The organism is Aquabacterium sp. (assembly GCF_036273115.1).
Lineage (GTDB): Bacteria > Pseudomonadota > Gammaproteobacteria > Burkholderiales > Burkholderiaceae_C > Aquabacterium.
Window position 1 is genome coordinate 1 of the sequence record NZ_DASUIN010000009.1, and the last position, 21,887, is coordinate 21,887.

Consider the following 21,887-nt stretch of genomic DNA (forward strand, 5'->3'; position numbering starts at 1 on the left):
GATCGAACTCTCGCCCGAGGACAAGGCCGCCATCGAGAAGATGGGCTGGGACGAGCTGATGGACACGCTGCGCAAGCGCTTCGAGGAGCAGAAGGAGCGGCACGAGGGCGGCAACAAGTGGATCGGCACCGGCGGCACCTCGCCGTTCGGCGCCTATGGCTACAACCCCGAGGGCATTCGCATTGGGCAAGACCGTTCGCGCCACCGCAGTGCCGTCAAGGTGTGGGACAAGCGCGAATTCAAGGACTACGACGACACGATCGAGCTGGACACCCGCAACATCAAGGTGGCCTTGCGCCGCTTGCGCAAGTTCGCTCGCCAAGGGGCGGCCGAGGTGCTGGACCTGGATGACACGATTCACAGCACTGCAGCTAACGCAGGCATGCTTGATATCAAGCTGGTGCCCGAGCGGCACAATGCGGTCAAGGTCTTGCTGTTGATGGATGTGGGCGGGTCGATGGACGATCACATCCACCGCGTTGAAGAGTTGTTCTCGGCCGCCAAGTCCGAGTTCAAGCACCTTGAGTTCTACTACTTCCACAACTGCGTCTACGACTTCATGTGGAAGAACAACATGCGGCGCTTCTCGGAGAAGATCCCCACCTGGGACATCATCCGCAAGTACAACAAAGACTACAAGTTGATCTTTGTGGGCGACGCCACCATGAGCCCTTACGAGATCCTGCAGGCCCATGGCAGCGTCGAATACAACAACGAGGAGCCGGGCGCCGAGTGGATTCAACGTTTGCTCAACGCCTTCCCGCAGCACGTGTGGATCAACCCTGAGCAGCCTGGCGTGTGGTCGTATCGCCAGAGCATTGCCATCATTCAGCAATTGTTGGGTGGGCGCATGTTCCCGCTGAGCATTCAGGGTCTGGAAGGGGCCATGCGCTTGTTGAGCAAATGATCGATTGGTTCCGCCGCCGGAGGCTGGCGCCATGGTGCGTCGGTGTCGCTGTGCTGACGCCCGGATGGGCTCATGCGCAGGCCCAGTCGTCGGCGGCCAATCCTGCCTCTGCACCGCCTTCAGCGTCAAACCAGACGGCGATCGTGCCAGTGGAGGCGCCACCACCTGCTGCCGGTGCAGCAGGCGCAGTTGACCCGGCCGATCTGGCTGCGCCACAACCCTTGTGGCGGCTGGACATCGATGCACCCGATGCCTTGCGCAAGCTGTTGCGCAGCTATCTGGATCTGGCTCGGTTTCAGGCCGAAGGTCAGGCAGATGGCGATCAGATCAACCTGGTCGAGTTGCGTCGCCTGGTGGTGTCTGCCCCCGAACAAGCCCGCTCCCTGGTGGAGGCGGAAGGGTATTTCGGTGCACAGATCACCGTGCGCGTCACTGATGCGCAAGACGGGCAGCCCATGGTGGTGAATTTGAAGGTCGACCCTGGTCCACAGACGCGGGTCTCCAAGGTTCAGATCATTTACGAAGGCGAACTCGATGCACGCTTGTCCAATGGTGAAAAGCGGGCCCAAGAGTTGACCGAATCGCTGCTTGCTGGTTTTGGTCTGCAAGAGGGGCAGGTTTTCAAACAGGCGGAGTGGTCCGCCGCCAAGAACGCCACCCTGGCGCGATTGCGCGCCGAAGGCTACCCCGTGGCATCGTGGTCGGGTACATCGGTGACGGTCGACGCCGAGGCGCGCACCGCCAGCCTGTTCCTGGTGGCCGACAGTGGCCCCGCATTTTTCTACGGGAACATTCGTGTCGAGGGCTTGAAGCGCCAGCCCGCTTCTGCCATCACCAATCTGGCCCCTTTCAGCCGGGGGGCGCCTTATCAGGAAGCGCAGCTCGTCGACCTGCAAGACCGCATCCAGAAAATCAACCTGTTCGACAACGTGTTCGTGACCACCGAGGTCGACCCGACCAATGCGGCTGCCGTGCCGGTGGTCGTGCAGGTGCATGAGATGCCGCTGCAGCAGGCATCGGTGGGCGTGGGTATTTCGAGTGACACCGGTCCTCGCATGACGCTGGAGCACCTGCACCGGCAGCCGTTTGATGCCGACTGGCAAGCCAAGTCGAAGTTGCAGGTCGGTCGAGATGATTCGAATGTGCAGTTGGACTTGACCTCGCACCCGTGGCCTGGACGTCGCCGCGGCCTGATCTCTGGGCAACTGTCGTTTCAGATTGACGATGACAACGCACTGACGACCAGCCAACGTTTGCGGGTGGGCCGATTGCGCGAAGGCGACCGCATGGAGCGAACCGACTACCTCGAGTTCCAGCGTGCCAAGGTCACATCAGAGGAAGGCGTGACTGTGTCGCAGGCCTCATCCTTGGCGGGCACCGCGCAGTGGATCTTCCGCAACGTCGACAGCCAGATTTTGCCGACCGTGGGCACCACCACCACGGTGTCGGCCACGGCGGGGCATACCTTTTCCACGCTGGAGTCTTCGGGCTATTTTGGTCGAGGCTATGCGCGCTTGACCGGTTACCTGCCATTGCCATGGAACTGGTATCTGTCGGCTCGTGGCGAATGGGGGCAGGTCATTGCCCGTGATTCGGTCAGTGTGCCAGACACCTTGCTGTTCCGCGCCGGGGGGGATGAATCCGTTCGCGGCTATGCCTATCGCTCTCTGGGTGTGCCCAGCAATGGGATTGTGGTGGGCGGGCGCTCCTTGCTGACAAGTAGCGTAGAGGTGGCGCACCCATTGCTCAAGTCGATGCCCAGCCTGTGGGGGGCCGTGTTTGTGGATGCTGGCGACGCCGCCGCCAATCCGTCTGACCTGCACATCAAGCTCGGCTACGGGGCCGGCTTGCGCTGGCGTAGCCCCGTGGGGCCACTGAAGCTGGATGTGGCCTATGGCCGTGACGTGCAGCAACTGCGTGTGCACTTCAGTGTGGGGATCAGCCTGTGAGCGACACCCAGGCTCAACCTCGAATCCACTGGTGGGTGCGCGGCCTCAAATGGCTGGTGCGCGGCACTTTGGCAGTGTTGATCGTGCTGATGCTGGTGGTGCCCGCTTTGATCTGGGGGCTGCTGCACAGTGAAACCGTGACCCAGTTCCTGCTGCCACACTTGCCTGGGATCAGGGTGGTGGGGGGCAAAGGGGCATTGCTGGGCGACTTCAGTGCGCAACGCGTTGAAATTGACCTGCCGCGTGGTTCGTTGTTGAGCCTGGATGACACGGCCTGGAAGGGGCTCACGATTTACCCTGACCCTGCCGCCGCATGGCGGTTTGGCGTGCACGCCCAGGCCTTGTCTGCACGCCTGGTTCAGATCAAGTGGGTGCCCAACCCCATGCCAGAGCCCACCACCGATCCCTACGATTTGCGCTTGCCCTTGTCTGTGGTGGTGGAGCGGGTTCAAGCCCAGCGCGGCGAAAGCAGCCTGTGGGGGCCGTATGCCTTGACGCAGCTGGATGGCCGTCTGGAAATGAAGCAGACGCACCACCGCGCCGACATTCGCACCGTGGCCTATGGGCCTTGGCGGTTGCAGGGACACGGCCATGTGAAGACCTTGGGGCGCTTGCAAGGCGAGTTGCAACTCCAGGCCCAGGGGGTGTATGCCTACGATTCGGCGCCATCGTCACCGGCCTTGCCGGTGAAGGCCGATATCCAGGCGACCGGGCCGTTGACTGACCTGACCGTCAACACACAAGTGTCGGTTGGGGCGCAAAAGCAAGCGCAGTCCTTGCAAGGCACAGCACGCCTTCGGATGTGGGCGCCGTGGATGCTGCCAGCCTTGCATGTGAAAGCGAAGCAATTTGATCTGGCCGCCTTGTTGGACACTTTGCCCCGCTCGGCTTTGACAGGCTCTGTCGACTGGGATACCCAGGGGCAGGCCTTGCATGCGCGTGCTGACCTGCGCAACGGGCTGCCGGGTGAGTGGACCGCTGCACGCCTGCCGGTGCGTCAGCTGATTGCAAAGGCCAGCCTGCCCGATGCCTTGCATGCTGCTTCGCTGCAGGCGCTGGTGGAGGCCGGTCAGTTGCAACTGCAGGCCACCACCGTAGGGGCTCAGGACGGCCAGTTGTCGGTGAACGGCAGTTGGGATCTTCGTTTGTCGCGCCTGCCCAATCGTGTCAACGTCGGTTTGCAAGCGGTGAATCTGCGAGCCATGCACGCACAGGCGCCAGCTCTGGTCCTGTCTGGGCAGGTGGAGACTGAACCCGATCGCCGTCCCCAGGGGGCGAAGGACTGGTTGCAGGCCCTTTGGTCCGTCACCGCCGATTTGTCGGGGCGTTACACCCCGCCATCGGTGGTGTCCGGTCGTCCGGCGGCAGAGAAAACCGTGGCCGCGACTTTGCGTGGTCAATGGCGGCAGGGGCAGGTTCAGGTTGATGACCTCACACTGCAGGCGGAAGGCGCACGGGCCTCCTTGAAGGGAAAAGGGCAGTACTCGCCGCCGGCGCAAGGCAGTGCCCGGTGGGGGTGGCAAACCCAGTCGCAATTGAAGGTAGAGCGGTTTGATCCGCAAGTCTGGCTGCCTTGGCCGGCAGCCCTGACCGGTGCCAATCGACTCGACGGTGTGTTGAATCTCGACTTGGCGTCCAATTGGCGAGGCAAGGCTGATTTGCGGCTAGACCCCAGTTTGCTTGCGGGCACGCCTTTGGAGGGTTCTCTGAGCTGGCAGGCTTCTGGCAAGCAAGCGGTCGCGGCACTGGACCTCGATGCCCTGGCTGCGGGCAATCGCGTTCGTGCGCAGGGCCAGTTGCCCTGGCAGATGGGCGCCGATGGCTTGCCCCGAACGCGCGGGGAGCAGCATTGGCATGTGAATGTCCAGGCGCCAGCATTGAAGGCTTTGCAGCATCTGGCGTCGGTCTGGGGCGTCAAGGCGCTGTCTGGCCAGGTGGAGGGCGAGTTCAATATCGACGGGCAGTGGCCCAGCCTGGCGACGCAGGGGCAATTGCTGGCGCGTCAGGTTCAGTGGCAAATCGATGGCCAGTCGCTGTCTGAATTGGCCGATGGCAGAGCCTCGTGGGACATGCAGACCCTGCGCTGGGATGCACCTTTGCACTTGCAAGCTCAATTGGCGGGTTTGAAGTTGCCACACCTGCAACTGGATCAGGCCACCTGGGACTTGCAAGGCACAGGCCGAGATCATCGCTCTACTTTGAGTTTGCAGGGCAAACCTGTGAGCAGCGCGGGTTCGGGCGCCGGTGCCGCTGCAGGTGCCGGCAAGAAGCTGCTGGAGCCGATGGTCGTCGTGATGTCGCTGCAAGGCGGCTTGCAGGGGGCCGGCAATACTGTCGGCGGCTGGCGCGGCCGGGTGCAGTCATTGAACTGGCAATCGGCGCAAGACAGCAGAAGGGTGTGGCTGCGAGCGCAACCTTTCGATCTGGTCTGGCGGCATTCAATTGAAACGGATCAGGTCACCGTCAGTCCGGTGGCCGTCACAGTCATGGGGGCGGCCGTCAGCATCAAGGAACTGGATTGGCTGTCAGACGGCAGCGCTGGGCCTGGTCAGATCAAAGCCTCGCTGCAGCTTGAGCCCCTGAACCTGCCCGCTATCTTGAAGCAATGGCAACCTCAGGCTGGCTGGGGCGGGGACTTGATGCTGGGCGGTGAAATCAGGCTGTTCCACAACGCGGTGCAGCCTTGGCATGTGCAGGCCCAGGTTCGCAAGCTATCGGGGGACCTGACCTTGTCGGAACCCAGCATCGAAGGTAACTCGCAGCAAAAGCTGGGGGTGGATACCGCTTCGGTGAATCTGGACGCGGCTGATGGGGTTTGGACTTTGACCCAGTTGTTCGAAGGGCGTGTGCTGGGGCGTTTGTCTGGGCGGCAAACCGTTCGTGTGGCGCGGGCTGCTGAGTTGCCGTCGGCAAGCGATCCCCTGAGTGGCGACATCGACCTGCAAATTGGTAGCCTGCGCCCGTGGGCGGCTTGGGTGCCTGCTGGCTGGCGCTTGTCGGGGCAGTTGCATGGTCGAGCCGAGTTAAGTGGCACCGTGGGGGCTCCCCAGTACCGAGGGCTGATACAGGGGCAGGATCTGCGTCTGGCGCATGCGTTGATGGGGGTGAACCTCAGCGATGGTCGCTTGCAACTCGAATTGCAGGGCGATCGTGCCACGCTGACCGAGCTGACCGCTCGCAGTGGGCAGCAGGGTGGCATGGTCCGCGCCACAGGCCAAGCCAGTCTGGGCACGGCGCCAGAAGCGACGCTGGACGTGCTGGCCGACCGCTTTGCTCTCCTGCAGCGCCTTGACCGTCGCATCCTGATCAGCGGGCAGGCTCATGCCGTATTGCGCGAGGAAGACATTCAATTGCAAGGCAAGGTCAAGGTCGACGAGGGCTTGTTCGACTTCACCCGTTCCGATGCGCCGACGGTGGGCGATGACGTCAACGTGATCAACGGCCCAGGGCAGACGCAGCAAGAAGAGGGCAGCTCAGGTAGCGGAGCGGCAGGCAAGCGCAAATTGCTGGCCGACGTGGACATTGACCTGGGCGAGAAACTTCACCTGCGCGGGCGCGGGCTCGACACCGACTTGACTGGCAAGCTCAAGTTCACCAGCCCGAACAACCGGCCCAGCCTGCAAGGCACGGTCAAGGCGGTGAACGGCACTTATGCCGCTTATGGTCAGAAGCTCGACATTGAGCGAGGCGCCATCGTGTTCAATGGGGCCATCGAAAACCCACGCCTGGACATTCTGGCCATGCGCCGGCAGTCGCCCATGGCTGCCTCCAGCGATGTGAAGGTGGGGGTGAAGATCGCTGGTACCGCAATGGATCCACGTGTCAGCCTGTACTCAGACCCAGCCATGTCTGAAACCGACAAGCTGTCCTGGTTGATTCTGGGTCGAGGCCCCAGCGGCCTCGGAGGCGCCGACATTGGCCTGCTGCAAAGCGCAGCTGTGGCTTTGCTGTCTGGCGAAGGGCCATCGACCACCGACAACCTGATGAGCACCCTGGGCATTGACGAACTGTCGCTGCACCAGTCCGATGGCACGGTGCGAGACACCGTGGTCAACGTGGGCAAGCAGCTGTCGAAGTACTGGTACCTGGGTTACGAACGTAACCTCAACGCGACCAGCGGCAACTGGCAGCTGATCTACCGCTTGGCCCAGCGCTTCACCTTGCGTGCACAGACCGGCGTGGATAACGCCGTGGACCTGATCTGGGCCTGGCGTTGGGATTGACCGTCAAGGTACCGACCGAGGTCAGTGCTCCTGCAGGATCTTGTGGATGCGCTGGGTGCCCCACCAGATGCCCAGCAGGACCACTGGAATCAGTGCGCCGGCCAGAATCTCGGGGTTGATGGGCAGGCCGGCTGCCTTGCCCGCCTTGCCAACGTACAAGATGAGGCTGACCACGTAGTAGGAGATCGCCGCGATCGACAGGCCTTCCACCGTGGTCTGCAAGCGCAGTTGCAGGGCCTGGCCTTTGGTCAGCTTTTCCAGCAGCATCTGGTTTTGCGTTTCGGTGGCAATGTCGACCCGGGTACGCAGCAAGGCACTGGCGCGTTCGATCCGTTGTGACAGGGAGCCCAGGCGCCGTGCCGTGGCTTGCACCGTGGTCATGGCGGGGGCCACCCGGCGTTGCATGAATTCGCCAATGGTCTGGGTGCCGGGAATCGGGGTTTCACGCAACTGCGTGATGCGCTGCTCGACCAGGTTGTAGTACGCCTCGGTAGCCGAGAAACGGTACATGTGCATGGCGGTGGCGCGCTCCACTCGCGCTGCCAGCCCGATCAGCTGCTTGAGCAGCTCCTGATCCGACGCCTCGGTGTTTTCCATCTGGGCCGTGATCTCGGCCAATTGGGTCTCGGCCTGCCCGAGCATGGATCCGAGTTCTTTGGCCACGGGCAGCCCGCGCAAGGCCATCAGACGGTAAGTCTCCAACTCCAGCAAACGTTGTGAAGTTCGACCCGAGCGCAGTTCAGACGTGTTCGGTGGCGAGATGACCACGATGCGTTCGAAACCGCTGGGGCGCAATCTGAAGTCGGTCATGGCGCATGAGCGCCGAATGCCCAGCAAGGAGGCGAGCATGGCCGGATCTTCTACCCAGGGGGCTGCCATGTTGCGCATGGCGTTCGGGTCATCCACATCGCCATGCACCATGGCCAGCATGATGGCCGTGATGGTTTTGCCTGGAATCTGGGCCAGCCATTGCGGGTCCACCACCAGTGATTGCAGCATCTCCTCGTCGCTGCAACCTTGCAGGGCCTTCTCGGGCAGGGCTTGAACGACCGAGTAACGCGTGAACTCAGTATGTCGCTCCCACTTCAGTGTGTGGTTGGCAAAGCGCAGGCGCTGAAAATTGCCTGAGAGCTGGTCCAGTGTCAGACCTTCCTGGCCAGGAAGCCGCTTGAGGTGCTCCCACTCCATTTCACGGCTCACCCCCTCGTTCAGTACCGCCACATACACCACCAGGGCAGGCAGACGAATGCGTGCCGGGGGGCGTGCATGCACTTCGTTGTGCAGCAACTCCCGCAGGCTGTCGTCAGGCGGCAGGGCGCTGGTCCGGGTGATCTGATCGCGATCGGTGGTCGAGTGGGCAGGCATGAACAAGAACGCAGGCGCGAGCTGCTGGGCAAAATGCAATGCCCCCATTGTCTGCCATTGGCAGCTGCCAGCATTGAGCCTGCGTCAAGTCCATGCCGTCTCGGGCAGCCGAGATCAGTTCAGCGCCAGTTGCAGCTTCAGCCACCACAGGCGACCGGGTTCGTTCACACGCGTGGTCTGGTCATAGCCGGATACGGCTGCGCCCCCTCGGCTGATGGCCTCGGCATAGACCTTGTCAAACAGGTTGTCGATGCCGGCGGTCAAGGTCAGCGTTTTGCTCCAACGGTAGCCACCGTGAACGGACACAACGCCGAAGCCCGCAGTCGAGCCCAGGTCCTGGCCCACGATGTTGCCTTGGCCCACCGCGTAGCGGTGCTGGCCCGCGACCAGGCGCAGCAGGGCGCCTGCCGACCAGGTGCGGTTGTCCCAGTCCAGTGCCCAGCGAGTCTCAAGTGGCGTCATTTGCCCCAGGGCTCGGTCATCGGTGGTGTTCTGGCCGTTCACATAGGCGAGGCTGGCTTGGCTCATCCACTGGGGGGTGAGCGCGTACTGCACTCCCCCTTCCAGTCCGAAGGTGCGCGCATCAATGCTGCGCGCAATGGTGGTGCTGCGGGTGGCCATGCCCATGCCGGTAGGCTTGAGTACCCCGGTCTGAATCAGAACGTAGTCGCTGATCTGGTTGTAATACGCCGAAGTGAAGGCTTGCAGCGGGCCCTGGCGGTGGGTCAACCCCACATCGATCTGTGTGGTGCGTTCCGGTGCCACGCTGGCAAAGGCGCTGGTGCTGTTTGCGCTTTCCTTGCTGATCAGTTCCCAGTAGTCGGGAGCGCGCTCAGTGTGGCCCAGTCCGAGATGGACTTGGGTGTCGGCTCCGAAGTCCTGTTCGAGGCGCGCGAACCCGCCGGGCAACATTTCCATGCGCTGTGCGCCCACGGTGGGGTTGGCCCCCAGGCTCATCATCCCGCTGCTGAGGGTGGCACGCTGGTCTCTTGCGTGCCAACGGTCGTGGCGCAGGCCAAACACCAGGCGTCGGTCGTCATTGACCACGTGGGTGACTTCGGCGAACAGGCCGAGGTTGTCAAAGCGAGCATCTTCCATTCGGGGCTTGCTGGCGTAGGACGTCACCAGCTCGCCGCCCATGCCGCTGGCTCGAACGGTGTGCTGGTTGTCCTGTCGGTCAAGACCGATGATCACCTGGTGCTGATCATCCGGAACGAGTGTGAAAGCCAGGCGTCCCCCTGTGGTCTTTCGGTCGGGGTTGGAGGCCATGCGCATGGCCGAGTTCATCGGTGGGGTGCGCAGGCTGTCGTTGTCCATGACGTGATCGATGTAGTTGTAGTACGCCTGCGCTTCGATCTTGCGCAGCACCGTGCCGATGCGGCTCTTCTCGAATTTCAATCCCGCGTTGCGGCGGTCAAAGCGGCTGCCGTCCATGCTGCGGTCCGCATAGGCCGCATGCCCACGGCTTTCAATGGCACTGGCTTCCAGGCGTGTGTCCTCGTCGGGTGTCCAGCCCACCAGGCCGGTCAAGCTGCTGCGGGCAAAGGCCGAGTGCACGCGAGTGCCGTGGCCGTCGCGGTAATCGTCCGAGCGGGCGTCGGTGGCAATGGCTTGCACATAGGCTTTGGGTGTGCCGGCGCGGGCATCGATCTGCGCGTCTGTGCGTCCGAATCCCGCGGTGGTCAATGCTGCCTTCAGGCTGGTGCCAGCTGCTTCATACCGAGTTGGCACACGTTCGAACAACACGGTGGCAGCGGAGTTGCCAGGGCCGTACAGAACGGTTTGCGGGCCTTTGATGAGGCTGACCCGATCGTAAGCATCGGGAAAGACGTAGGCGGTCGGTGGGTCCATGCGCATGCCGCAGCCGCCCATGATCTGCTCGCCATCAATCAGAACATTCACGCGAGAGCCCGCTTGGCCACGGAACACCAAATCGCCATCGGTGCCGCCTTTGCGGATCACGCTCATGCCGGGCACCGACTTGAGCAGGCTGGCGCCATCATTGGCAGGTAGGGGCTGTTGTGCGGTCCGTGTGTTGACACGGGTCAGCATGGGAGTTTCCATTGCGGGGGCGGTCACGACCACGGGCTCCAGGGTGTCTTGGGCCTGGCCGAAAGCCAAGGTGGGTTGAAGCGCGAACGCGAACGGAAATGCAGCGGCAACAGACAGCGACAGCGCGGTCTGACGAGGCAGAGTCGACATGGGAAAACCTTCTGAGTGCAGACAAGACTTGCCTCGCGGCACGCATCAAGGCGATGGCCGCAAGGCAGGGGGTAACGAAGAAGAAGCTTGTCAGCTCAGGGAAGGCGGCGCACGCGGCGGCGCATGGCGTTGGTCAGGCGAATGGGGTTCGGCCAGTGCCAGTTGGAACGAGTGTGATTCGCGTGCCTGGGGTAACCGCAAGTAGGCCAGGCTGTGTGACGGGGCCAGTGGCATGGCCCCGCTCAATGCGCAGATGGCGCAATGGCTTTGCGAGGTGTGTGGCGAGAGCGGGGAATCCGGAGCGGAGGATGAGCCGCCATGGCTGGAGCAAATGGCACCGTACAAGACGGTGCGCAATTGCTTTTCCAGCATGTGCTGGTGACTCAGGCCCGATGCCCACAGTTGCAGGCACATCGCCAGCAGGCCGATCCAGGCGGTCAGCCGCACATGGCGACGAGGGGCATGCATGGCGGAAGACATGCACATAATTTTAGACGCCTGACTCAGTTCAAGAACTGAGCCTGATCAAAGTGGACTGTCAGTCCTTGACAATGGTGCCGGTCGAATCGAGTACCTGGGTGTGAACTGGAATGCCTTGACCGACACTTTGTGTGACCGTACAGAATGCTTCGAACTGGCTTAACACACGGTCCAGGTGTTCAAGTTGGCTGGCCGGAACACCCAAGTGCAGCTTGGCGTGAATGTTCAGCACGCGGACGCGGCCCTCGGCATTGCGCCCCACCTCGGCTTGGACTTCTGTGCGGATCGGCTCTGGCGCCTGCTTGAACTTGCGCAGCGCAAACAGCAGCGAGTCAGACAGGCAGTTGCCCACTGCGGCTGCCAACATCTGAACCGGAGAAGGACCCGTGCCTTGCCCCAGAGGGGCGGGCTCATCGGTATGCAGGGGCGGCACGCTGCCCCCGAACTGCACATTGAACTGGTAGTCCTGTTTTTGCTCCAGGGTGACGACGATGGTTTGTTCGGCCATGGTGGGATCCTTAAAACACGTTGATCGGCAGCTTCAGGTAGTGGCGCCCGTCGGACTCGGCTGGCGGCAAATGCCCGGCGCGAATGTTGACCTGTACCGAAGGCAGGATGAGCTGGGGCATGGCCAAGGTGGCATCGCGTGCCTGGCGCATGGCCACGAACTGGTCTTCGCCGATGCCTTGGTGCACATGGATGTTGTGCTGCTTCTGATCAGTCACGGTGCACACGCCCTGAGGGGCGCGTCCGTTGGGTGGGTAGTCATGGCACAGGTACAAGCGCGTGTTGTCGGGCAAGGCCAGGATGCGCTGAATGGATCGATACAGCTGATGCGCGTCGCCACCCGGGAAGTCGCAGCGAGCACTGCCCACGTCGGGCATGAACAGGGTGTCGCCCACGAAGACCGCATCGCCGACCACAAAGGCCATGTCGGCTGGGGTGTGGCCTGGCACGTGCCAGGCGGTGGCGGTCAGGCGGCCAATAGCAAAGGCTTCACCGTCGTTGAACAGGTGGTCGAACTGCGAACCGTCGGTGGCAAATTCGGGTTCCAGGTGGAACAAGCCTTTGAACACCGATTGCACGCGCGCAATCGCTGCACCGATGGCAATGCGCCCACCCAGCGTTTGCTGAAGGTAGGGGGCAGCCGAGAGGTGGTCGGCGTGCGCATGTGTTTCCAGAATCCAATCCACCTGCAGTTGGTGGCTGCGGACAAACGCGATGACTTCGTCAGCGTGCAGGTGGCTGGTGCGGCCGCTTTTTTGATCGAAGTCGAGCACTGGATCGACGACCGCTGCGTGACCGCCCGGTTCGTCGTACACGACGTGGGTGTAGGTACCGGTGGCTGGGTCAAAGAAAGACTGAACGAGTGGGGTACTGGAGTTCATGACTTCACTTTATTGACAAACAATATATCTGTCAACATAATAAAAAACATGAAAGTGACTGAACTTGATGAGCCTTGCGATCGAGTGGGGCTGCCGGCTCCCGATCTGGAAGCGCTGCAGGCGTCGGCCCAAAAAGCCTGTGCCCTGCTGAAAGTGTTGGCCCATACCGATCGACTGGTCTTGCTCTGTCGACTGGCCCAGGGTGAGTTCTGCGTCAGTGAGTTGGAGCGCGATCTGGGCATACGTCAGCCCACACTTTCGCAGCAATTGGGTGTGTTGCGCCAGGAGGGCCTGGTTGACACGCGCCGGGAAGGCAAGCACATCTACTACCGTCTGGTCAGCGAAGACGCGGCTGCGGTGATGCAGGTGCTGCACAGCCGAATTTGCGGGGCGGCCATGAATGGCCGCGCCTGTTGATGGAAACCGATATCTGGAACCGAGTTTGGAGAAAGCCATGACCTTGAGCGTTCGTACCACCCAGCTTTGCCCTGAGTTCACTGTGTGCGGCCAGATTTCGGTGCCCGATGTGGCGCTGCTGGCCCAGCAGGGCTACCGCAGCATCATCAACAACCGCCCTGATGGCGAAGGCGGCCCCAGCCAGCCTACCAGTGCGCAAATTGAAGCGGCAGCCAAGGCCGCGGGCATGGCTTATGTCCATTTCCCTGTGGCCAGCTTGATGATTTCGCCTCAGCAGGTGTCGCAGTACCACGCTCTGTGCGCGGATTTGCCGCATCCCATCGTGGCCTTCTGTGCTGCCGGTGGCCGCGCGAATGCGCTGTTCCAGGCCACGGGTTGCCGCGTTGGGCGGCCTGCATGACGAAACGGCGTCGTCCATCGGGGCGCGTCTTGCTACAGGCAGGCTCCCCGTGGCAGTTGCCGCCGCCCTGGCTGAGAGCATGGCGGAGAGACTGGTTCACAGGTGATCTGACGGCCGGCCTGGTGGTGGCCATCATGCTGGTGCCGCAAAGCCTGGCCTATGCCTTGTTGGCCGGTTTGCCGCCGCAAGCGGGCTTGCTGGCCAGTTTGTTGCCATTGATCGCCTATGCTGTGTTTGGCAGCAGCGCCAGTTTGTCGGTGGGGCCAGCGGCCATCACGTCTTTGATGGTGTACCAGGCGTTGACGCCCTTGGCTGCCCCAGGTTCGACTGCTTACGTGGCCTTGTCGGCGCTGCTGGCATTGGGTTCGGGCTTGTTGATGCTGGGCATGGGCTGGTTGCGCATGGGCTTTCTGTCGCAACTCTTGAGCCGACCCGTGGTGCAGGGGTTCACGGTGGCCTCGGCGGTGCTGATTCTGTTGGGGCAACTGGCGCCCATCCTGGGTTGGCGAACCCTGGGGCAGACATTGCCTGACATGCTGCGTACCGTGACGGTGCATGCCGATGCAGCCCAGGCGGCAGGTGCGGATGCTGTCTTTGAGACAGGCGACCTGTGGGTGGGCTTGGCTGCGCTGATGCTGCTGTGGTTGGGCCCCCGTGTGGTTGAGGCCTTGGCGCGAGCGCGGCGGTGGCCATCTGCCCCGGTTCAAGTGGCCACCCGCTTGTGGCCCTTGTTTGTCCTGATTGCCGCATCCTGGCTGGGCCATGTGCTGGTGCAGAACCCCGCTTACCGCGTGGCCCGTGTGGGGGCCGTGTCGCTTGACTTTGGTGCCGCCTTGGAGGCCTTAGGGCAGGGCGCTGGGGCAGGCTTGGATTTTTGGGGGTTGCTGATGCCCGTCGTGTTGATCAGCCTCGTCAGTTTTGTCAGCAGCATGTCGGTGGCCCAGACTTTTGCATTGCGCCATGGCCAACGGGTGGATGCGGACCGCGAGTTGTTGGGTTTGGGCCTGGCCAATGTGGGAAGCGCCATCTTGGGTGGCATGGCGGTGTCAGGTGGCTTGTCGCGCTCGGTGGTGAACGAAGCCGCTGGGGCGCGTAGCCCTTTGGCTGGGGTGATCACCTCCTTGTTCCTGGCCGTATTGCTGTGGTGTTTCCTGCCCTGGATTGCTTACCTTCCCAAGGCCGCCTTGGCTGCGGTCATCATCACAGCCGTGGTCGGGTTGGTTGACATCAAGGGCCTGCGAGCTGCTTGGGCCTACGACAGGGCCGACGCCTGGGCATTCGTGGCCACGGCGCTGGGCGTGCTGATGGTGGGATTCGACGCCGGCATTTTGCTAGGCATGGCCTGGTCACTAGGGGCCATGATCTGGCGCCACAGCCAGCCGCACATGGCCGAGGTGGGGCGCCTGCCGGGTACCGCGCATTTCCGCAATGTTCAACGCCACGATGTCGAACAACTGGATGGGGTGTTGATGGTGCGGGTTGACGAAAGCCTGGACTTCACCAACATTCAACGCGTGGAGGCCCGATTTTGCGAGTTGGTGCACGCCCGCGATGGCATCGATCACATTGTGTTGCTGCTCTCCGCTGTCAATCACATTGACCACTCTGCGATGCAGACCTTGCTGGAGTTGAGCGACAACCTGCGTGAGCAGGGCAAGCATTTGTATTTGGCTGAGATCAAAGGGCCGGTGATGGATCGGCTCAAGGCCTGTCAGCTCGACAGGTCGTTCGAAGGGCGCGTTTTCATGAGTGCGCAGCACGCATGGGACGCCTTGTCTGGTTTGTCTGAGAAAGGAAACTCAAAATGAAAGCGAACGTTGGTGGTTTGGACCGCATTGCGCGCATTGCCGCGGGTCTGGTGTTGATTGGCTTGGCAGCAACCGGCACCGTGGGCGTTTGGGGTTGGATTGGTGTGGTGCCACTGGCTACGGGCTCGTTGGGCTGGTGCCCGGCTTACCTGCCGTTCGGCCTGTCGACCTGCAAGACCAAGTAAGGCTGGCGTCTTGCGCCTGTGCAGCGTCAGGCGCTGTACAGGCCAAAGAAATGGGGGGCTTCGTGCCCCCCGTTTCATTTCCGTCATCTCGTCATTTGTCTTTGAGCTTCATGATGCCCATGGCCTGCATGACGATTTTTTCGTAGATGGGCTCAGACGTGCCTTTCTTCATCTTGCGCAGGAAGTACTTTTCGAATGCGATCTTGGCCAGGTGCACCCAGTAGCCCTCGCCAAACCAGTTCACATTGCGTGGGGGAATCTGGGGCAGGGCGACAAACGCCGCACCGCGGTCGCCAAAGTCGGCCAGGCACACGGCGTTCCAGGTGGCTTTTTCCTTCGGCGGTTGGCCGTCGAGCACCGCACGAATGTTGTGTGCCGTGGCGGTGACCATGGATTCGATCATGTAGCCGGTCTTGGGGACGCCTGTGGGCACCGGCGTGGGCTCGGTGGGGGCAATGGCCACACACACGCCTACCGCAAAGATGTTGGGGAATTTGGGGTTGCGCTGGTGTTCGTCAATCAACACGAAGCCGCGCGGGTTGACCAGGCCGTCAATGCCGAAGATCGCATCCACGCCTTTGAAGGCTGGCAGCATCATCGAGTACTTGAAGGGCAGGGTGTGTTCCTTCTTGGGTTTGCCGTCTTCGTCGTGCTCGGTCACGTGCATCACGCCCTGTTCGACTTTGGTGACCTTCGCATTGCAGATCCAGCGAATCGACTTGTCTCGGAAGATCGATTCCATCAAACCCTTCGAGTCGCCCACCCCATTGAGGCCCAGGTGCCCGATGTAAGGCTCTGAGGTCACATAGGTCATGGGAACCTTGTCGCGAATCTTGCGCTTGCGCAGGTCGGTTTCCATGATCATGGCGAACTCGTAGGCGGGGCCGAAGCACGAGGCGCCTTGCACGGCGCCCACCACCACCGGCCCGGGATCTTTCACGAACTCCATCCAGGCTTGCTTGGCATGCTCGGCGTGGTCCACGTGGCACACAGACTGGGTATGGCCGTTCGGGCCTAAGCCCTCGATCTCGTCGAACGCCAGCTTGGGGCCGGTGGCGATGACCAGAAAGTCGTACGGCACCTCACGACCGTCCATCAGTTCGACCACATTGCGTTCGGGGTGAACGCGTTTGGCGCCCACGGCGATGAAGTCCACCCCCTTCTTTTCCAGAATGGGGGCGATGGGCAGTTCGATTTCTTCGCGGTCTCGCCAGTCGACCGCCACCCAGGGGTTGGACGGAACAAAGTGGAAAGTGGGGGTGTTGGAGATGACGGTGACACGGTCGCCAGGGCGAGCGTTTTCTTTCATCTCGAAAGCCATGGGCAAGCCACCGATGCCTGCACCGAGAATCACGATCTCAGCCATCATTGCTCCTTTACCTATACGGGTATGGGTATATTGAAATGATGCGCCTGGGCGAGAAGAAGTGTTTGAGGGTTAATACTGAAATGGCGCCAGCTTTTGCAAGCGTGGCGCCATTTTTCAAGACCTTGAGTCGGGATGCTGATTCAGCGAATCTTGCCCAGCAGGGTTTCGATGTCGTGCATCAGTTCTCCGACGGGAGCGGCTTGTGGCGCTTCAGCTTGAACGCGGGCCTGGATCTGCTGCTCCATGAAGCACATGGTCATGCGCACATAGGTGCTGTCCAGGGCCTTGCGTACGGCGGCCATTTGCGTGGCAATGTCCAGGCAGGCTTCTCCCTCCTCGATCATGCGCTGTATGCCCCGAAGCTGGCCCTCGGCCCGTTTGAGTCGGTTCAGGATATCGGTTCGGCTTTTTTCGTCGTCAAGGGCGGCCATCTTGCAGTCGTCCGGATTCAGCGGGGGCGTTGGTAAAGACTTCATTGTGCAACTCCCGACAAGGTTTGGGGCAAGCTGGCCGCCTTGTTTCTTGAGGCGGCGCAAGAAATCTTCGGGTCAAGCGCGGCCCGAGAGGCATTTCAGCGACTGCAGGCCGCTGCGTCCTGTACGCCGAGCTTGCGCAAAATGATGGCCAGCGGGCAGAAATTGGTGAAGCCGAACTGGAACAGATTGGCCCCGACAAAGGCGGTGAAAGCCAGCGCCCATTTCGAGACGAACAGGGGCGAGCCCTCCACGCCCAGGGCCAGCGAAATCATGATGAACAGGCCGGCGATGATGCGGATGTAGCGTTCGGTGGTCATGAGGTACTCCTTGTGTGGGTTCAATGGGCCGATGCCGCAGCATCGTGTTGGCGGCGGTAAGCCGCAAAGTACAGAACAGGAATGACGACCAAGGTCAACAGGGTCGAGACGGCAATGCCGAAGATGAGCGACACAGCCAGGCCGTTGAAGATGGGGTCGTCAAGGATGAAGAAGGCGCCCACCATGGCGGCAATGCCAGTCAGCGCAATGGGTTGCGCACGTACAGCGGCCGACTGAACCACGGCTTGCTTGAACTCCACGCCTTGGGCCACTTGCAGTTCAATGAAGTCCACCAGCAGGATGGAGTTGCGCACGATGATGCCGGCCAGGGCGATCATGCCGATCATCGATGTGGCCGTGAACTGGGCCCCCAGCAGAGCATGGCCGGGCATGACGCCGATGATGGTCAGTGGAATGGGTGCCATGATGATCAAGGGCGTGCGGTACGACTTGAACTGCGCCACCACCAGCAGGTAGATCAGGATCAGGCCCACGCCGTAGGCCGCACCCATGTCGCGGAAGGTTTCGTAGGTGATCTGCCATTCGCCATCCCACTTGATGGCGTAGGCGCGATATGGGTCGCTGGGCTGCTTGATCCAGTATTCCTCCAGCTTGCCCGTGCCAGGCAAGGTGGCGTTGTCGAGCTGTTTGCGGATGTCGAACAGGCCATACAGCGGCGAGTCGAGTTTGCCGGCCATGTCGCCAAACACATAGCTGACAGGCTGCAGGTCTTTGGTGAACAAGGGCTTGTCGATGATGCCCTTTTCGATGGTGACCAGTTCAGACAGGGGCACGAGCTTGCCGCTGGCGGCACGCAGCGGCAGGGCCAGCACAGCATCCAGACCAATTTGCGACTCTCGGGGCAGTTGCAGGCGAACCGGTACCGGGATCTTTGATTGCTCGTCGTGCAGGTAGGCGGCATCGGCCCCCGACAGGGCTGCCTGAACCGTTTGGGCTACCGAAGCCACAGGAATGCCTAATGACTCGGCACGTTGGCGGCGGACGCGCAGGAAGGTGCGGGGGGCATCTTCCTTCAGCGTGGTGTCGATGGCCACGATGTCGGCCGTGTCGTCAAAGGCCTGGGCCACGCGGCGGGCCAATTGCTGGCGGCCGGCTTCATCGGGGCCATACACCTCGGCCACCAGCGGAGACATCACTGGCGGGCCAGGTGGCACTTCCACCACCTTGATGCGCGCGCCGTGGCGTGCCGCGATCACTTCCAGCTCAGGACGCAGGCGTTGCGCAATGGCGTGGCTCTTGTCCTTGCGGTGGTGCTTGTCGACGAGGTTGACTTGCAGGTCACCTTGCTCTGCGTCTGCTCGCAGGTAGTACTGGCGCACCAAGCCATTGAACGTAATGGGCGAGGCAGTGCCGGCATAGCCTTGCAGATTCAGGACCTCAGGCTGCTTGGCCAGGAAGGCGCCCATGTCATGCAAGGCGGCTTCGGTGTCCTCCAAGGGGGTACCGGCAGGCATTTCCACCACCACCTGGAACTCGCTCTTGTTGTCGAAGGGCAGCATTTTCATGACCACGCCAGCCCAAGTCGAGGGCACAGTCGCCAAACCGACCGAGCCCATCAAGGCGGCAATGATGCTCAAGCCCATGATCCAGCGCTTGCGGCGCTGGGTCAGCAGGGGCATCAAGATGGCGTGGAACACGCGAGACAGCTTGCCGCCGGTGCCATGCCCATCTGCCGAGTCGCCATGGGTGGCATCGGCAGGGTGCGACTTCATCAGCTTGAGCGCCAGCCAGGGGGTGACCGTGAAGGCAATGGCCAAGGAAATGGCCATGCCCAGGCTGGAGTTGATCGGGATGGGGCTCATGTAGGGGCCCATCAGGCCGCTCACGAAAGCCATGGGCAGCAACGCGGCGATCACGGTCAGCGTGGCCAGGATGGTCGGGCCACCCACTTCGTCCACTGCTGCAGGAATGATGTCGCGCAGAGGCATGCCCGGGTGCAGTTGCTGGTGGCGGTGAATGTTTTCCACCACCACGATGGCGTCGTCCACCAAAATCCCGATCGAGAAAATCAAGGCAAACAGCGACACCCGGTTGAGCGTGAAGCCCCAGGCCCACGAAGCAAACAAGGTGGCAGTCAGCGTGAGGATCACGGCAGCGCCCACGATCACGGCTTCACGGCGGCCCAAGGCCAAGCCCACCAGCAAAATCACCGAGCCGGTGGCAAAAGCCAGCTTCTGGATCAGCTTGTTGGCCTTCTCGGCAGCGGTTTCGCCGTAATCGCGGGTGATGGTCATCTCCACGTTCGCGGGCAGCACGGTGTTGCGCAATTCGTCCAACCGGGCGCGTGCGGCGCGGGCCACATCGACCGCATTCTGGCCGGGCTTCTTGGTCACTGTCAGGGTCACGGCCGGGTAAGTTTGACCGGCAGGAACGGCGGTCGTGTTGCCTGCAGCGGCATCTGCGGCACCTTGGGTGAACCACACATGGCGTTGAGGCTGCTGGGCGCCAGCCTCCACACGGGCCACTTCGCGCAGGTAAATCGGCTTGCCGTTGTGAATGCCCACAATCAGCTCGCCCACATCGTCTGCGCTGCGAAGGAATTCGCCGGTCTCCACCGAGAGCATCTGGTGGCCTTTGCCGTCTGCCTGCAAGACACTGCCCGAGGGCATGCCCAGATTTGCTGCACCCACGATCTGCATCAGCGATTGCACATCGACGCCACGCTCACGCAGGCGGGTGGGGTCAAGAGAAACCTGCACCGCTTGCCCGGGGCCGCCAATGGTCTGCACTTCGCGGGTGCCCGGCACACGCTTGATTTCCATTTCCAGACTACGGGCCACGCGCTCCAATTCCAGCGCCGATTGGCTGTCTTTGGACCACAGTGTCACGCCCAGCACGGGCACGTCGTCAATGCCTTTGGGCTTGACGATGGGGGGCAAGGCACCCAGGTTGCGAGGCAGCCAATCCTGATTCGCATTCAGCACGTCATACAGGCGAACCAGAGCGTCGGTGCGAGGCACCCCCACCTTGAATTGCACAGTCAGCACGGCCACACCAGGACGGGCCACCGAGTAGGTGTGCTCGATGTCTGCGATTTGCGAAAGCACTTGTTCGGCCGGGCGCGCAATCATGTTCTGCACGTCGGTGCTGGAGGCCCCGGGGAAGGGGATCAGCACATTGGCCATGGTCACGTTGATCTGCGGCTCTTCCTCACGCGGGGTAACCAGCACGGCAAACAGACCCAGCAGCATGGCCACGATGGCCAGCAGCGGTGTCAAGGCGTTGTCCTGGAAAGCGCGGGCCAGGCGCCCGGATACACCCAACTGATTCATTGCGCTTGCGGGGTGGCACCAGCCAGACCCGCCCTCACGGCATCGGTTGCAACACGGTCACCGGCTTTGACGCCGGACCAGATCGACACGGGGGCGTTGCCCGATGAGGGGCCCGTGCGCACGGCCTGCAGTACGAAGCGGCCATCGCGCACCACGTAAACGGCGCTCAACTCACCGCGGCGCATCACCGCGGAGGCGGGTACGGTCAGAGGTTGCCCAATCGAAGCGCTGCCAGAGGCAACCCCACCCCAGCGCACCCGCACGGTTTGTCCTGGCAGAAGGCTGGCGGCCTGCTTGGGCAGGTCCAGGCGCCATTCCACGGTTTGAGACACGGGGTCGGTGCCGGGCAGGGGGGTGACCTTGCTGGGCGTCAGCACACCTTGGGGGGTATCGACTGCGACCTCTGTGGCACGCTTGAGCGCCTCAGACTGCGAGGCCGGCACTTGCACCACCACCCGCATGGCCTGCGGCGAATACAGGCTCAGCACAGGGCGGCCGGGGCCGGCCAGATCGCCCACGTCGGCCAGGGTTGCCAGCACCACGCCGTCAAAGGGCGCAGACACCTGGGTGTAGCTCTTGGCCAATGCCGCCTGACTGCGCCCCGCTTGGGCAGCCGCGACGCCAGCCTGGGCGGTTTTCCACTGAGCTTGGGCGGCATCCAGCGCCGCGGCACTGATGAAGCCTTGGGCTCGCAGCGATTGGCTGCGTTCCCACTGAAGTCGAGCGTTTTCCAGTTGAGCCTGGGCTTGAGCGACCTCGGCCTGGCGCATGTCGAGTGCCGCTTGGGTATCGCGGTTGTCAATGCGGAACAGGGCTTGACCCGCCTTGACCGTGTCACCCGCCTTGACCAGACGCTCCAGGATGTTGCCCGGCACCTGTGCTGCCACGGTGCTTTGCCGCAGCGCCTCAATCACGCCGTCGAATTGCACTGAACCCCCAGCCTGGGCTGAGGCCAGCGTCAAGGTGGGAACGGCCAGCGATGCAACGCCATTCTGGGCGGCTTGGGCCCAGCTGGTTTGAGCAATCAATAAGGCGGCGGTGAGTGCCGCGAGCTTGTGTGCCATGTCACATCCCTCAATCTTGGATACGGTGGGGAGTATACATATAC

17 protein-coding genes are annotated in these 21,887 nt (G+C 62.2%); 7 read left to right on the forward strand and 10 right to left on the reverse strand.

What is annotated here, in order from left to right; translation table 11 throughout:
* The 3 genes from VFW72_RS03635 to VFW72_RS03645 form a co-directional block, all read left to right on the forward strand.
* On the forward strand, positions 1-907 hold a 907-nt coding region (locus VFW72_RS03635; protein WP_329672908.1), incomplete at its 5' end, for a vWA domain-containing protein.
* The gene (locus tag VFW72_RS03640; protein ID WP_329672909.1) at positions 904-2,856 is read left to right on the forward strand and encodes an autotransporter assembly complex protein TamA; all 1,953 of its coding nucleotides are present in this window, start codon (positions 904-906) and stop codon (positions 2,854-2,856) included. The genes VFW72_RS03635 and VFW72_RS03640, both read left to right, overlap by 4 nt.
* Complete coding sequence (locus VFW72_RS03645; RefSeq protein WP_329672910.1) at positions 2,853-7,079, forward strand: translocation/assembly module TamB domain-containing protein; 4,227 nt, start codon at positions 2,853-2,855, stop codon at positions 7,077-7,079. Before VFW72_RS03640 ends, VFW72_RS03645 begins: the two co-directional genes overlap by 4 nt.
* Positions 7,080-7,100: 21 nt before the next feature.
* Here VFW72_RS03645 and VFW72_RS03650 read toward each other — a convergent pair whose 3' ends face one another.
* The 5 genes from VFW72_RS03650 to VFW72_RS03670 form a co-directional block, all read right to left on the reverse strand.
* Entirely contained in the window at positions 7,101-8,444 is a 1,344-nt protein-coding gene (locus VFW72_RS03650; RefSeq protein WP_329672911.1) for a DUF3422 domain-containing protein, read from the reverse strand.
* A 114-nt stretch (positions 8,445-8,558) separates the two neighbouring features.
* Positions 8,559-10,646, reverse strand: a complete 2,088-nt coding sequence (locus VFW72_RS03655; RefSeq protein ID WP_329672912.1) for a TonB-dependent copper receptor — start codon at positions 10,644-10,646, stop codon at positions 8,559-8,561.
* 90 nt (positions 10,647-10,736) lie between these two features.
* Positions 10,737-11,126: a DUF2946 family protein gene (locus VFW72_RS03660; protein ID WP_329672913.1), complete on the reverse strand. Its 390-nt coding sequence runs from the start codon at positions 11,124-11,126 to the stop codon at positions 10,737-10,739.
* Between the two features lie 58 nt (positions 11,127-11,184).
* Positions 11,185-11,634 (reverse strand): OsmC family protein, encoded by a 450-nt coding sequence (locus VFW72_RS03665; RefSeq protein ID WP_329672914.1) that lies wholly within the window; start codon positions 11,632-11,634, stop codon positions 11,185-11,187.
* Between the two features lie 10 nt (positions 11,635-11,644).
* Complete coding sequence (locus VFW72_RS03670) at positions 11,645-12,514, reverse strand: MBL fold metallo-hydrolase (RefSeq protein ID WP_329672915.1); 870 nt, start codon at positions 12,512-12,514, stop codon at positions 11,645-11,647.
* A gap of 48 nt (positions 12,515-12,562) precedes the next feature.
* Here VFW72_RS03670 and VFW72_RS03675 point away from each other — a divergent pair, with 48 nt between their 5' ends.
* The 4 genes from VFW72_RS03675 to VFW72_RS03690 are packed head-to-tail and all read left to right on the forward strand — an operon-like array spanning position 12,563 to position 15,324.
* The gene (locus VFW72_RS03675; protein WP_329672916.1) at positions 12,563-12,931 is read left to right on the forward strand and encodes a metalloregulator ArsR/SmtB family transcription factor; all 369 of its coding nucleotides are present in this window, start codon (positions 12,563-12,565) and stop codon (positions 12,929-12,931) included.
* A gap of 37 nt (positions 12,932-12,968) precedes the next feature.
* Positions 12,969-13,331, forward strand: a complete 363-nt coding sequence (locus tag VFW72_RS03680) for a TIGR01244 family sulfur transferase (protein ID WP_329672917.1) — start codon at positions 12,969-12,971, stop codon at positions 13,329-13,331.
* The gene (locus VFW72_RS03685) at positions 13,328-15,139 is read left to right on the forward strand and encodes a SulP family inorganic anion transporter (RefSeq protein ID WP_329672918.1); all 1,812 of its coding nucleotides are present in this window, start codon (positions 13,328-13,330) and stop codon (positions 15,137-15,139) included. Before VFW72_RS03680 ends, VFW72_RS03685 begins: the two co-directional genes overlap by 4 nt.
* Positions 15,136-15,324: a DUF2892 domain-containing protein gene (locus VFW72_RS03690; protein WP_329672919.1), complete on the forward strand. Its 189-nt coding sequence runs from the start codon at positions 15,136-15,138 to the stop codon at positions 15,322-15,324. The genes VFW72_RS03685 and VFW72_RS03690 overlap by 4 nt, the downstream gene beginning before the upstream one ends.
* A gap of 91 nt (positions 15,325-15,415) precedes the next feature.
* On the opposite strand, the gene VFW72_RS03695 is transcribed toward VFW72_RS03690, so the two are convergent.
* The 5 genes from VFW72_RS03695 to VFW72_RS03715 form a co-directional block, all read right to left on the reverse strand.
* Positions 15,416-16,690 carry an NAD(P)/FAD-dependent oxidoreductase gene (locus VFW72_RS03695; RefSeq protein ID WP_329672920.1) on the reverse strand — a complete coding sequence of 425 codons (1,275 nt, stop codon included), beginning with the start codon at positions 16,688-16,690 and terminating at the stop codon, positions 15,416-15,418.
* A 143-nt stretch (positions 16,691-16,833) separates the two neighbouring features.
* Positions 16,834-17,169, reverse strand: coding sequence for a metal-sensing transcriptional repressor (locus tag VFW72_RS03700; protein ID WP_329672921.1), 336 nt, complete (start codon positions 17,167-17,169; stop codon positions 16,834-16,836).
* A gap of 95 nt (positions 17,170-17,264) precedes the next feature.
* Positions 17,265-17,486 carry a DUF2892 domain-containing protein gene (locus VFW72_RS03705; protein ID WP_329672922.1) on the reverse strand — a complete coding sequence of 74 codons (222 nt, stop codon included), beginning with the start codon at positions 17,484-17,486 and terminating at the stop codon, positions 17,265-17,267.
* Between the two features lie 20 nt (positions 17,487-17,506).
* The gene (locus VFW72_RS03710; protein ID WP_329672923.1) at positions 17,507-20,779 is read right to left on the reverse strand and encodes an efflux RND transporter permease subunit; all 3,273 of its coding nucleotides are present in this window, start codon (positions 20,777-20,779) and stop codon (positions 17,507-17,509) included.
* A complete protein-coding gene (locus tag VFW72_RS03715; RefSeq protein WP_329672924.1) occupies positions 20,776-21,843 on the reverse strand; it encodes an efflux RND transporter periplasmic adaptor subunit in 1,068 nt (355 codons plus the stop codon). The genes VFW72_RS03710 and VFW72_RS03715 overlap by 4 nt, the downstream gene beginning before the upstream one ends.
* Positions 21,844-21,887: the final 44 nt, after the last annotated feature.

Bases quoted from the DNA above. Each gene is read 5' to 3' on its own strand.
- VFW72_RS03640 (WP_329672909.1), top strand. From the start codon at position 904: ATGATCGATTGGTTCCGCCGCCGGAGGCTGGCGCCATGGTGCGTCGGT.
- VFW72_RS03650 (WP_329672911.1), bottom strand. From the start codon at position 8,444: ATGCCTGCCCACTCGACCACCGATCGCGATCAGATCACCCGGACCAGC.
- VFW72_RS03655 (WP_329672912.1), bottom strand. From the start codon at position 10,646: ATGTCGACTCTGCCTCGTCAGACCGCGCTGTCGCTGTCTGTTGCCGCT.
- VFW72_RS03660 (WP_329672913.1), bottom strand. From the start codon at position 11,126: ATGTCTTCCGCCATGCATGCCCCTCGTCGCCATGTGCGGCTGACCGCC.
- VFW72_RS03665 (WP_329672914.1), bottom strand. From the start codon at position 11,634: ATGGCCGAACAAACCATCGTCGTCACCCTGGAGCAAAAACAGGACTAC.
- VFW72_RS03670 (WP_329672915.1), bottom strand. From the start codon at position 12,514: ATGAACTCCAGTACCCCACTCGTTCAGTCTTTCTTTGACCCAGCCACC.
- VFW72_RS03675 (WP_329672916.1), top strand. From the start codon at position 12,563: ATGAAAGTGACTGAACTTGATGAGCCTTGCGATCGAGTGGGGCTGCCG.
- VFW72_RS03680 (WP_329672917.1), top strand. From the start codon at position 12,969: ATGACCTTGAGCGTTCGTACCACCCAGCTTTGCCCTGAGTTCACTGTG.
- VFW72_RS03685 (WP_329672918.1), top strand. From the start codon at position 13,328: ATGACGAAACGGCGTCGTCCATCGGGGCGCGTCTTGCTACAGGCAGGC.
- VFW72_RS03690 (WP_329672919.1), top strand. From the start codon at position 15,136: ATGAAAGCGAACGTTGGTGGTTTGGACCGCATTGCGCGCATTGCCGCG.
- VFW72_RS03695 (WP_329672920.1), bottom strand. From the start codon at position 16,690: ATGGCTGAGATCGTGATTCTCGGTGCAGGCATCGGTGGCTTGCCCATG.
- VFW72_RS03700 (WP_329672921.1), bottom strand. From the start codon at position 17,169: ATGAAGTCTTTACCAACGCCCCCGCTGAATCCGGACGACTGCAAGATG.
- VFW72_RS03705 (WP_329672922.1), bottom strand. From the start codon at position 17,486: ATGACCACCGAACGCTACATCCGCATCATCGCCGGCCTGTTCATCATG.
- VFW72_RS03710 (WP_329672923.1), bottom strand. From the start codon at position 20,779: ATGAATCAGTTGGGTGTATCCGGGCGCCTGGCCCGCGCTTTCCAGGAC.
- VFW72_RS03715 (WP_329672924.1), bottom strand. From the start codon at position 21,843: ATGGCACACAAGCTCGCGGCACTCACCGCCGCCTTATTGATTGCTCAA.